This is a genomic window from Xenorhabdus sp. SGI 60 (genome assembly GCF_056632175.1).
The window spans coordinates 301,250-313,146 of record NZ_CP196860.1 but is presented as its reverse complement, the minus strand read 5'-3'; the positions used below and the strand labels follow the sequence as shown (position 1 = coordinate 313,146).

Here is an 11,897-nt window from a genome sequence, read left to right as displayed (position 1 = left end):
TATACAGTTTTTCTATATCGGCAAAATATTATCGGTAAAGTACTGCCAGTAAAGCGTTGGACTGGTAAAGTTGCTGAAAAGTGCCATTCACACTCTACCATGCAAAATTTTGCTGATGTTTTACTGTTAAGCTAACAAAGCCATTGTAATCAATCACCATTACACGGTCTGAAATCTGTTCAATCAGCCCCCGTGCATCAAGATCTTCTTTCAAAACATAAATGCCTGCCCTCGTACGGAGCAATTCAGCCAAATAACGGTTATCATTGATGCCCAATAACACACCATTGTGCATCAATAAAACATCATCTGTATCAGATACAAGGCCAAGCATTGCATTGAAGTCATTATGGTAAGGTGAGCGACTGACAGTATATAACATGTTACCCGCCTGAAATAGATTAAAATTTCAACACAAAATCATAACCCGCCAACAATTCTCGGATTGCTGCGGCAGAAAGAAATTCAGCTTCCAGCACAAAATTGTTTGCTAGGCTGCCTCCCGAGTCATCAAATCATCCAGACAGACGTAACATTTATCAATGTCATAGAGCGGCAAGACCTTAAAGGTTGAGATGTAGTCACGGGCCAGGATTTTATCCGGCTGCTGATTGGCCAATAATTGAAATACGCCATCAGAAATAAAAAATACACCGATCTGCTCAGTCAATGCCGACGTCGCAAGCAGTGCATCCAGCCCTTCCCGCCCGGCAGAAGAGCCGTGAGGAGCTTCAGTAAAAACAAAGGCAATTTTTTTCATCGATACCCACGAAGATTCCCAAACCTAATCAGCGCTAAAATTGTATGACACGATCACATAACATCATGGCTTCTGCCAATGATCCCAGTCCACTAAGCTCAAATCCTTCGGCTAAATTAGCGGCGGGCAGATTGAATTCACGGGCTTGTTGTTCATCTACGACACCACGGCGCAATGCCGCTGCAACACAGATAAACAGATCGAATTGATGTTTGACTGCCAATGCCTGCCAGGCCCTGACCAAATCAAACTCATCATTGGCAGGGGCAACCAATTGATTGCCGTTTTGGACACCTTCGCGATAAAAAAACACGCTATGCAGTTTATGGCCAGAGGTGATCAATGCCTGAGCAAATTGGTAAGCGCTGCTGGCTTGTTGAGTACCGTAAGCTGGCCCAGTGACCAGCAAACAATAAGACAGCGGCGACATTATTTCTCCGAACCAGCACATTCACCATTTTTAAACTGGCGAATATAGAGGTATACCGTATGCTTGGAGATATTCAAACGATCAGCGACCTGATTGATGGCGTCTTTAATATCAAAAATACCTTTCTCATAAAGGTTCAGCACTACCTGTCTGTTTTTCGCATTATTGGAAACATTGCGATCAGCATTCACTTCTTCAATCGTGAATTCCAGAGTTTGTGCTACCAGATCATCCACGGAAGAGGCAAAATTGACATTTGAAGCAACTTCATGGGTTTTTTCCGGGATAAAGGTCTGAATAATTTCAGAGAAAGGCACATCAAGGTTCATATTGATGCACAAAAGCCCAATGACTCGACGCTGGCGATTACGGATAGCAATCGTGACAGATTTCATCAACGAGCCACTTTTGGCCCGTGTGAAATACGCCCTGGAAACGCTACTGTCTTCATCCGTAATATCATGCAGCATTCGCAACGCCAGATCGGTAATCGGAGAACCAATTTTACGCCCTGTATGCTCGCCATTAGCTATTCTGACGGCTGAACATTTAAGATCTTCCAGTGAATGAAGAACTATTTCACAATGCCCACCAATCAACATAGCCAGGCCGTCCACAGCAGCTTCGTAAGATTTTAAAATTTCGTGATCAGTTTCACTAAATGGTTGGTTTTCCAGTAAATCAATATCACTGTTATCACTAGAAATATTATCACCAGTTAATAGCGGGGTAGACATGTAATACACCATCCTTCAAATTCTGACTTTGCCTCACCAAAAACATCAGGGCAAGATTTATTATAAAATCACATTACTGCAACTCAGCATCTACTTCGGCAAACGCTTATTGTTACAAGAAAGTTAAATAGCCTTATGAGATAAGCGCTAAAAACAAACAGTTAAAAATGTTTGTTCTATATTATTCTATTCGGACTATTCAGAATAGTGACGTTAAAACCACATCGAACTGCCGTCAAGCGCTTGCTGAGCATAGCGCGGGGTTCTATCACAGCTTTATGCCGAATCCATCTGAAATACGAAAAGCAATATCCCATTTAATACCGTGGGAAATAATAAGCAAATAAATTTATTATTTTTTTATCCATGCTTATTACTCATCAAATAGAGGTAAATATCAGCAGCAAATCGAAAGATAGAAAAAATGTGTGATAAAGCAGGAGCCTTAATCCCCTGCTAATATCTTTTAATCACAGAAATTATTTTGCCTTGGCCGCAGGCTTAATATCCAGTAATTCAACATTGAAAACTAAAGTGGAGTTAGCTGGAATTTTAGGTAAATTTGCCTGATCATAAGCCAGCTTAGGTGGAATAACTAATGTGATTTTTCCACCTTTCTTCACATGCTGTATACCTTCTCTCCAACCTGGGATAACGCTATCCAAACGAATTGTCAGAGGCTCTTTACGGTCATAAGAGCTGTCAAAAACCTGACCATCAATCAAAGAACCTTTGTAGTTAACAACGACAGTATCAGTCTCTTTAGGAGCGTTACCCGTACCTGCTTTTTCAATTTTGTAAAGAAGCCCGGTTTTGGTTTCCACTACGCCCGCTTGTTTAGCAAACTCTTTGCGATATTGGGCACCTTTTTCACCATTTTCACTGGCTTCTTTTTCTGCCTTAGCCAGTGCTGCACTTTTCACTTTCGATTCAAAGGCTATCAGGGTTTCCTGAATTTCTTTATCCGTCAGTTTGGCTTTATTATTTAATGCATCTTCAACACCAGCCAACAACTGTTCTTTTTCTATATTGATACCGAGCGCTTTCTGCTCTTGCAGTGAGTTGGCCATGTAGCCGCCCAGAGAAGCACCCAGAGCATAAGAATTTTGCTGTTCTGCTGTTTTAAAAGCACTATTTAGTTTGACTTCGTCTTTGGTTTCGGTGTTAGCAGCCAAAACTTGGGGTACGCTAAATGCCACCGCTAGAGTTGTTGCCAGCAGAGTTGTTTTAAACAGTGATTTCATCCTATTCTCCAATAAGTTTGGGTGGGGTTGCCATCAGCATAGGTCATAACATTTACTATAACCGCCTAAGAAAACCAATGACAATATTTGCTATACCTTGCCATAAAAATCGTTGAGACAACATTAAAGCAAAGAGGTTTCGTGAAATTCTATTTCACTGGATATATGAGCATTATAGTGGCATCTTGACCAAATCATCGGTCCGTTATTTAAATTAATTGATTCAGAGGCAGGAGGAAAGATAATGGAATTATCTGAATTTGAGCGAAGATTTGAGCAACTAGAAACCAAGCTGGCTTACCAAGAAGCCACCATTGAAGCATTGAATCAGGAAGTGATAAAGCAACAGCTCGAAACTGACAGATTGAAAGAACAACTAAAATTAATCGCTGAACGTCTGAAAACTCACCAAGCATCCATCATTGCACCGCTTTCTGAAGAAACACCGCCCCCTCATTACTAATATTCATCAGGGAAGCGCCCTGCCAAGGAAGGCTAGACGCAAAATAAAAAAGAGAAGCTTAAAACCCGCTTCCCTTTTTCTGCTTACTGATATTTCAGGTGACTAACGATTTTCAGTTAGCCCCGATTAATCTTAATGGCAGCTACCGCCGCAGCATCCATGATCACCGTGATCGTGATCATGGTGGTGATCACCACAGCCATCCTGACCATGTACATGGCCATGGGCCAATTCTTCTTCGGTCGCCTCACGGATCGCAACAATTTCAACATTGAATTTCAGATTCTGGCCTGCCAACATGTGGTTCGCATCAACAACCACTTCATCACCTTCTATCGCAGTGATTTCTACTGGAATAGGTCCCTGATCTGTGTCAGCCAGAAAACGCATACCAACTTGAAGATCATCAACGCCAACAAACACATCTTTTGGTGCACGCTGAACCAGGTTGTCATCATACTGACCGTATGCATCTGCGGCTTCTACGCTAACATCAAAACGTTCACCCACCTCACGGCCTTCCAGTGCTTTCTCTAATCCGCTGATCAGAGAACCACGGCCATGCAGATAGTCTAACGGTGCACTCACCGAGGACTCATCAACTAAAACACCATCTTCTGTTCTTACTTGATAAGCCAGGCTGACCACCAAGTCTTTTGCTACTTTCATGACAACTCCTACATACCCGAGGGGAAAAAATCCGTGAGGGAAAATTTTTACTGCTCAAAAAAATGCTGCCAATTGTAACGGAATTCTACGTTACTGTACCTAGGCAATGGCAAAATTTATCCACAATTCATTGTACATGTATTGAGTTACTGTGGTGTAAAGATCCCAATGACCTGTTCCTGCTCTCTGATATGAGATGTGACAGCTTCCTCCGTCTGCCTCTGTATATGACCACAATGGACACACTCAACAACATCAACCTTATTTTCCTGCCACATTGCCAGCGTATCCTGTGATTGGCATTTTGGGCAAACTGCTCCTGCAATAAAACGCTTACGACTAATTGACATAATTCCCCCTAAGACGTGTCAGAACATCTATTTTCCGCTACCATGCACACCAGGTACTTAAAACTCAATACATATACCCAATAGATTTCAAATTGCGGCACATCGATCACTATACGTATCAACGATCACTATACATATCAATATACGATTGGTATGGGGAACGCAGTCAACAAAGCAGCAACTTGAAAGATGAAGGATATATAAATCTAACTATTAATTAACTTAACACATTATATATAGACGACATCTATGATTGTTTTCTCTTCACTGCAAATCCGTCGTGGCATTCGCGTCCTGCTGGATAACGCCAACGCAACTATCAATCCCGGACAAAAAGTCGGATTAGTTGGCAAAAATGGCTGCGGTAAATCTACCCTGCTTGCATTATTGAAAAATGAACTTCAAGCTGAAAGTGGTTCTGTCATCTTCCCCAACAACTGGGCACTGGCTTGGGTTAATCAGGAAACGCCAGCCCTGGAAACATCAGCGCTGGAATATGTCATTGATGGTGACCGTGAATTCCGGCAACTGGAGCAAAAACTCAAAATAGCCAACGAACAAAATGACGGTCACGCCATCGCCCATCTTCATGGTTTGCTTGATACTATTCAGGCATGGACAATCCGCGCCCGAGCCGCTAGTCTGCTGCACGGATTAGGTTTTTCCCAGGTTCAGCTAGAACAACCGGTACGTTCATTCTCTGGAGGCTGGCGTATGCGCCTTAACTTGGCACAAGCGCTGATCTGCCGCTCTGATTTGTTATTGCTCGACGAACCGACCAACCATCTTGATCTCGATGCCGTTATCTGGCTGGAAAAATGGTTGAAGAGTTATACCGGCACCTTGATCCTAATTTCCCACGATCGCGATTTTCTCGATCCAATCATCGATAAAATTCTGCACATTGAACAGCAGGATCTATACGAATATACCGGTAACTACTCTTCCTTCGAACGGCAACGCGCGGCCAAACTTGCCCAGCAACAGGCGCTATACCAAAGCCAACAGGAAAAAGTGGCACATTTGCAGAGTTATATTGATCGCTTCCGCGCCAAAGCCTCTAAAGCGAAACAGGCACAAAGTCGCATCAAAATGCTGGAACGCATGGAGCTTATCGCTCCCGCTCATGTCGATAACCCTTTCCATTTCAGTTTCCGCCAGCCGGACAACCTGCCAAATCCACTCTTAAATATGGATAAAGTTAGTGCTGGCTATGGCGAAAAAACGGTATTGAACTCGATCAAATTAAATCTGGTGCCAGGTTCACGGATCGGCCTGCTAGGTCGCAATGGTGCGGGTAAATCCACGTTGATCAAGTTGCTGGCAGGAGAGCTTGCACCTCAGCAAGGAGAAATTGCCTTATCGAAAGGCATTAAACTGGGTTACTTCACACAGCACCAATTGGAATACCTACGGGCAGATGAATCTCCATTACAACATTTAGCCCGAATCGCTCCCCAAGAGACAGAGCAACAGCTTCGAGATTATCTGGGAGGATTTGGCTTCAAAGGCGATCAAGTGACCGATCCAAGCGGACGTTTTTCCGGTGGTGAAAAAGCGCGTTTGGTACTGGCTCTGATTGTCTGGCAACGTCCAAACCTCCTTCTGCTTGACGAACCGACCAACCACCTTGATCTCGACATGAGACAAGCATTGACTGAAGCACTGATTGATTTCGAAGGTGCTCTGGTCGTCGTATCGCATGACAGGCACTTACTGCGTTCTACAACAGACGAACTTTATCTGGTACATGATGGCAAAGTAGAACTTTTTAAAGGTGATTTAGAAGATTATCAGCAATGGCTCACTGAACTGCAACGCCAGCAAATGCGGGATAGCCAGGAAAAAGAAAAATCAGAGAGCGAATCTTCAACAAGTAGCACTCAAAATTACAGTGCTCAAGAGCGTAAAGATCAAAAACGGCGTGAAGCTGAATTCCGTAACCAAACGCAGCCATTGCGTAAACAGCTTGCAACCCTTGAAAAACAGATGGAAAAACTGGGTACGGCATTGACAGAATTAGAAGAGAAGCTGTCAGACAATACGCTTTACGACCATGATCGTAAAACTGAACTGACTGAATGCCTGCATCAGCAAACGCAAACAAAATCCAAACTGGAAGATACTGAAATGGAATGGTTGGATATTCAGGAACAGCTCGAACAAATGACAACAGAATTTAATGCGAGTCAAGGAGTCAGTTAATTTTTCAGGTATAAACCTGTAAGTATATAATCGGGTATTGTCATTCAACACCCGATTAATCCCTGTTTAAAAGAAAAAATATAAATTTGCTTGCAAACAGCCAGAATACTCGTCGTAAAAAAATAACAATTCATCAATTATACAAGAGATTATTTTTTAAAAATATTTCAGATTTTCATTTTTCGCTCCTTGACTGAAAAAACTTTTAAAAATCACACCTCAAGCCTGATTATCATAAGAGACAAAATGAAAATATTCCGTATAAAACAAGGAATAATTACTGGCTCATACATTAGCAACTAAGACAGAAAAGTTTTCAGCATCTTCAATCAAAGGCTCATCTATGGATTTTACCCATACCACACCAAAATCAATTTTTTTATCTGTTTCAACAATTTCTAAAACATTCATATAATATTCAGGGATAGAATTAATAATCCGTTTAGGCACACAGGTATAGGCATTATTTTTTGTAATCATCTCTACTATCAACATGATATCATTTGTTTTTAATAGCAAATGCATATTTTCACCAGTATAAATAGGAAAAACATTGAGGCAATCCGTTAACTCAACCTCCTCTTTTTTTTCTGGTGAATTTGTCGGAGTAACTCCATTTCCAAACTTACTTAAGGCTGTTCTGCATTTAGATACCAGATGACTTCCTTTCTTAAAGATATAGATCAATCTTTCCGTAAATACCTTTTTTGGCTCTAACTGAGCGCTAATAGATAATAGCGGCATCACTGCAACATGTAACATCCTTGCATTCAATAAATTTATCTGCTGCTCAACTGACAGCCCAGTCACCAATGACAGCACAACATTCCCTTTTTTTTCCACGAACTGTCGCTCTATTTGAGAATAATTGTGGATAGGAAAACAAGAGCCGACGTATAAGTGCCTGACCATATCCTCTTTTGAATCAAAATGAACCTGACTTTTGAAGCGTTCATAGTGAGATAAAAACTTCCGGGTATTTTCCAACGTCTTCTGCCCAAAATCTGTCAATCTTGTTCCATTTGGTCCCCTTATAAATAGTGATGCACCAAGAATATTTTCCAACCCGTGGATTCTCTTCGTCAAGGCTGGCTGAGAAAGATAAAGCCTCTTAGAAGCCTTATGATAATTAAGAGTTTCAGCCAAAACGATAAAAGCTTCAAGATTGCGTATATCCATGTTCTTTAGCCCAATGATTGTTGAATAACTACAAAACATTACAGATTCATGGTGATAGCATTTTAACTTAGTGTTTTGTCAAAGGTTTTATCAGGTAAAATGGTCAAAATGTTAACTAATAAAATGTTAGTTAATAAGGGGATAATTCGCAAAATATTTATTATAATTACGTTTTAATTTCATTATAAAATCATTTCAACAGTAACTAATTATTCTGACAACGTGGGTATCTTCCTTGTTACCCATATTATTTATCACTCCATTTCATTTTTTAAACTACAGCGTCATTAATACTTATGAAGTTTAAAAACAATCGAGATATAGCATACAAACGGATCCACAATTGATAACTTTTCTTTATTGAGAACCTACCAAATAAAATACCAGAAATCATTAAAGTCAAAATATCATATTGTGAAACCATTGTGTGAATAATTTAATTGAAAAACATAAAGAAAAGCATATATATCTGGCTTACTCGCATAATGCAACAACAGCAGATAATTTACACCAATTATATTATTAATAGCTCTTCCATATTTTACTTTTATGGTTATTTTAACATTCACTCTTATTACGTGTTAATAAGGAGATGTGATATTAAAAAATAGCAACACGGCAATGACAGGCTTTATAGTGTGTTGCCAGTGATAATGCACACTTATTCTTAACAAGTTTTTAATCTTTTTTTATATTGGAATACTCTGTATTAGATTTTCATTTTATGAATAAAACGTGTTGATTTTTAGTGCAAACCACCAAGAATATAAACATAGTTATCGACAATTTAGTATTCCAATTTTCAAATAAAAGAGAACGCGGAAAATAGTGTTTTTAATCTATTTTGGTGTATATTTTCTATTAAATGCTCAGTAAGATAATCTGACGTGCATAATTCACTTCTTAATTTCAATAAAATATGGCAGAAAAATGATGAAAATCGACTTGAGCAATATGATAACAGAGAGTTGTAACCCCGCCAGTACCCACATTGATCAACTCTCAACTCTCGATATGCTGCGTGTCATCAACGATGAAGATAAAAAAGTGGCTATTGCCGTCGAAAAAACACTGCCTCAAATTGCCCGTGTAGTTGATAAAGTTGCCGAGGCATTTCGTCAGGGTGGTCGCTTAATCTATAGTGGCGCCGGCACATCTGGGCGCTTAGGTATCCTGGATGCCAGCGAATGTCCACCCACTTATGGTACAAAACCAGAGCAGGTAATCGGCTTAATTGCCGGAGGACATCAAGCCATTTTGCAAGCGGTCGAAAATGCGGAAGATAATCGGCAATTAGGTACAAAAGATCTTAAGGTATTACACTTTAATCAAAGAGATGTTCTGGTAGGGATCGCGGCCAGTGGCCGAACCCCCTATGTATTAGGTGCCATGGAATATGCCAAATCAGTTGGTGCTACTGTCGCCTGTATCAGCTGCAATCCAGACAGCTCAATGGTGCAATTGGCGGATATTGCCATCACGCCCGTCGTAGGGCCAGAAGTGATAACGGGTTCATCCCGCATGAAGGCAGGAACGGCACAAAAATTGATACTGAATATGATCACGACAGGCACCATGGTCCGTATTGGCAAGGTATATGGTAATTTGATGGTTGACGTAGAAGCCACCAATGACAAATTAATCGAACGCCAGAAAAGTATTGTCATGACCGCCACGGAGTGCAGCAGAGAAATGGCAGAACAGGCCTTAAACGCCTGTGGTGGTCATTGCAAGACTGCAATCGTCATGATTTTATCGGGTATTAACGCCGAAGAGGCCAAAGCGTTACTGGCAGAACACCAAGGGCTTATCCGGCCAGCTATCTCAACAAACCGATGATCATTAATACTCAACGCCATTGGCGGGATGAGTTTCACTAACGCTATTTTTCAGGTGCAAAAATATCGACTCAACCAAACCAGATTAAAGGCACACAAGCAGCAGTCAGGACACCCATTGCGATATTGAATGTAAACCACGCGCGACGGCTTCTCAGTAACTGACCAATCAGCGAGCCGAGAACCAGCCAGATTGCACCAGCAAGGGTATTGACGATTAACATCACTATACTGATAACAAAAATGGAATAGTTATACAGCTCTCCAGCCAGACTGTAACTACTGATTGCGCCCAATCCCATCAACCAGGTTTTTGGATTCAAGAACTGCAATAACCAACCTTGATAAATTTTGATTGGTTCTCCTGCCGACGTTGTGGTATCCAGCCGCTTATAATGCGAAGTGGCTGTCTTCCAGGCTAGCCATAATAAATACAGGCATCCGAGTATTTTCAGACCCGTATGTAAAGCAGGATAAATCAGCAGTAACGCAGAAACACCAAACGCAGACAGCAGCAAAATTGTCTGCATTCCCAGAATAATGCCCAGACAAAGCGGGATGGAGCGGCGTATACCAAAATTAGCTCCCGATGATGTCAGTAACAAATTGTTTGGGCCTGGTGTGACAGCGGAAATAAACATAAATATACTAAGCGAGAATATCAGGCTTAAAGTCATGGGTAGATTACCCTCCCACCCAGGTAGTTGACATTTCTTTGCAAGAAAATAACAGTATGTTATTTCACATACAAGATAACTAATCATGAAATCAATTCATTATGAATCCCAGACTACAACTCCATTGACAATGGCTAAGTTTACCCGATGATGAATTACCGTATTTTCAGGAGCAATCACAATGATTATCCCGTGGCAACAATTGGAAGCCGATACACTCCACAACTTAATTGAAAGTTTTGTCCTGCGGGAAGGTACTGATTACGGCGAACAGGAAAAAACTCTCGAACAAAAAGTGCAAGACGTCAAACGTCAACTTGAGCGAGGTGAAGTTCTGCTGGTATGGTCTGAACTACATGGAACCGTTAATATCTTGTCTAAAGAGATGTTCCGCCCGTAAAGCCCAGTTTGTTTTATTCATTCTAATTGACTGATTCGCCAATTTTATTGATTAAGGAGTCTGTTCATGTCTGCCAAATACCCCGTTATCGCAATCACTGGTTCCAGTGGAGCAGGAACAACCACTACCAGTGTCGCTTTTCGCAAGATTTTCCAACAATTTGACGTAACAGCCGCACTGATAGAAGGGGATAGTTTCCATCGTTATACTCGTCCTGAAATGGATGCCGAGATACGGAAAGCAAGAGAACAAGGCAGACATATCAGCTACTTTGGGCCAGAAGCTAACGATTTCGGTATGTTGGAAAAGACATTCCTTGAGTACGGAGAAACGGGCAATGGCCGCTGCCGAAAATATCTCCATACCTATGATGAGGCCGTTCCTTATAACCAATTGCCGGGTACTTTCACACCGTGGGAACCTCTGCCATCAAATACGGACGTCCTATTTTATGAAGGGCTGCACGGTGGTGTTGTCACGCCACAACACAATGTTGCCAGTCATGTTGATCTGTTGATTGGCGTTGTGCCTATCGTCAACTTAGAATGGATACAAAAACTCATCCGTGATACCGGTGAGCGTGGGCATTCCAGAGAGGCTGTCATGGATTCCGTTGTCCGCTCAATGGATGACTATATCCGCTACATCACTCCTCAGTTTTCACGTACCCATATCAATTTCCAGCGTGTCCCTACCGTTGATACCTCTAACCCCTTCTCTGCCAAAGCCATTCCCTCGCTGGACGAAAGTTTTATCGTGATCCGCTTCCGTGGTCTCACTCAAATTGATTTTCCTTATTTACTCGCTATGCTTCAGGGTTCATTTATTTCCAGCATAAATACTATCGTCGTTCCGGGTGGAAAAATGGGACTGGCAATGGAATTAATTATGGCGCCGCTTGTTAAACAATTACTGGAAGGCAAAAAAATCTCGTAATTTAATCCC

Annotated in this window: 13 protein-coding genes and 1 pseudogene; 5 read left to right on the top strand and 9 right to left on the bottom strand. The window is 41.4% G+C overall.

Translation table 11 applies throughout. The features are described 5' to 3' along the window. Positions 1–94: 94 nt before the first annotated feature. From tusB to fkpA, 5 genes and pseudogenes are all read right to left on the bottom strand, one after another. Positions 95–382 (bottom strand): sulfurtransferase complex subunit TusB, encoded by a 288-nt coding sequence (gene tusB / locus ACSJJG_RS01490; RefSeq protein WP_481088212.1) that lies wholly within the window; start codon positions 380–382, stop codon positions 95–97. Positions 383–401: 19 nt separating this feature from the next. After that, positions 402–760, bottom strand: a pseudogene (gene tusC, locus ACSJJG_RS01485) (sulfurtransferase complex subunit TusC). 34 nt (positions 761–794) lie between these two features. Further along, on the bottom strand, positions 795–1,190 hold the full coding sequence (gene tusD / locus ACSJJG_RS01480) for a sulfurtransferase complex subunit TusD (RefSeq protein WP_481088211.1): 396 nt from the start codon (positions 1,188–1,190) through the stop codon (positions 795–797). Next, entirely contained in the window at positions 1,190–1,927 is a 738-nt protein-coding gene (locus ACSJJG_RS01475; protein WP_099130918.1) for a helix-turn-helix transcriptional regulator, read from the bottom strand. Before ACSJJG_RS01475 ends, tusD begins: the two co-directional genes overlap by 1 nt. Positions 1,928–2,406: 479 nt before the next feature. Further along, positions 2,407–3,171: an FKBP-type peptidyl-prolyl cis-trans isomerase gene (gene fkpA / locus ACSJJG_RS01470; RefSeq protein ID WP_481088210.1), complete on the bottom strand. Its 765-nt coding sequence runs from the start codon at positions 3,169–3,171 to the stop codon at positions 2,407–2,409. Positions 3,172–3,415: 244 nt separating this feature from the next. On the opposite strand from fkpA, the gene ACSJJG_RS01465 reads away from it, so the two are divergent. Then, positions 3,416–3,634, top strand: coding sequence for a SlyX family protein (locus ACSJJG_RS01465; RefSeq protein ID WP_193852040.1), 219 nt, complete (start codon positions 3,416–3,418; stop codon positions 3,632–3,634). 132 nt (positions 3,635–3,766) lie between these two features. Here the strand turns inward: ACSJJG_RS01465 and slyD are convergent, their stop codons facing one another. Continuing rightward, positions 3,767–4,303 (bottom strand): peptidylprolyl isomerase, encoded by a 537-nt coding sequence (gene slyD / locus ACSJJG_RS01460; RefSeq protein ID WP_481088209.1) that lies wholly within the window; start codon positions 4,301–4,303, stop codon positions 3,767–3,769. A 146-nt stretch (positions 4,304–4,449) separates the two neighbouring features. Continuing rightward, a complete protein-coding gene (locus tag ACSJJG_RS01455; RefSeq protein WP_481088208.1) occupies positions 4,450–4,653 on the bottom strand; it encodes a YheV family putative zinc ribbon protein in 204 nt (67 codons plus the stop codon). 249 nt (positions 4,654–4,902) lie between these two features. Here ACSJJG_RS01455 and ACSJJG_RS01450 point away from each other — a divergent pair, with 249 nt between their 5' ends. Next, positions 4,903–6,858, top strand: a complete 1,956-nt coding sequence (locus ACSJJG_RS01450; RefSeq protein WP_481088207.1) for an ABC transporter ATP-binding protein — start codon at positions 4,903–4,905, stop codon at positions 6,856–6,858. 285 nt (positions 6,859–7,143) lie between these two features. Here the strand turns inward: ACSJJG_RS01450 and ACSJJG_RS01445 are convergent, their stop codons facing one another. Further along, positions 7,144–8,037 carry a LysR family transcriptional regulator gene (locus ACSJJG_RS01445; protein ID WP_481088206.1) on the bottom strand — a complete coding sequence of 298 codons (894 nt, stop codon included), beginning with the start codon at positions 8,035–8,037 and terminating at the stop codon, positions 7,144–7,146. A gap of 933 nt (positions 8,038–8,970) precedes the next feature. Here ACSJJG_RS01445 and murQ point away from each other — a divergent pair. Next, positions 8,971–9,876: an N-acetylmuramic acid 6-phosphate etherase gene (murQ, locus tag ACSJJG_RS01440; protein WP_481090347.1), complete on the top strand. Its 906-nt coding sequence runs from the start codon at positions 8,971–8,973 to the stop codon at positions 9,874–9,876. A gap of 70 nt (positions 9,877–9,946) precedes the next feature. Here the strand turns inward: murQ and ACSJJG_RS01435 are convergent, their stop codons facing one another. Beyond that, positions 9,947–10,552 (bottom strand): LysE family translocator, encoded by a 606-nt coding sequence (locus ACSJJG_RS01435; protein WP_481088205.1) that lies wholly within the window; start codon positions 10,550–10,552, stop codon positions 9,947–9,949. Positions 10,553–10,733: 181 nt separating this feature from the next. On the opposite strand from ACSJJG_RS01435, the gene ACSJJG_RS01430 reads away from it, so the two are divergent. Together ACSJJG_RS01430 and ACSJJG_RS01425 are read left to right on the top strand one after the other, a co-directional pair. Next, positions 10,734–10,952, top strand: a complete 219-nt coding sequence (locus tag ACSJJG_RS01430; RefSeq protein WP_481088204.1) for a YheU family protein — start codon at positions 10,734–10,736, stop codon at positions 10,950–10,952. A gap of 66 nt (positions 10,953–11,018) precedes the next feature. Next, a complete protein-coding gene (locus tag ACSJJG_RS01425; RefSeq protein WP_481088203.1) occupies positions 11,019–11,888 on the top strand; it encodes a phosphoribulokinase in 870 nt (289 codons plus the stop codon). The last annotated feature ends 9 nt before the right edge of the window (positions 11,889–11,897 follow it).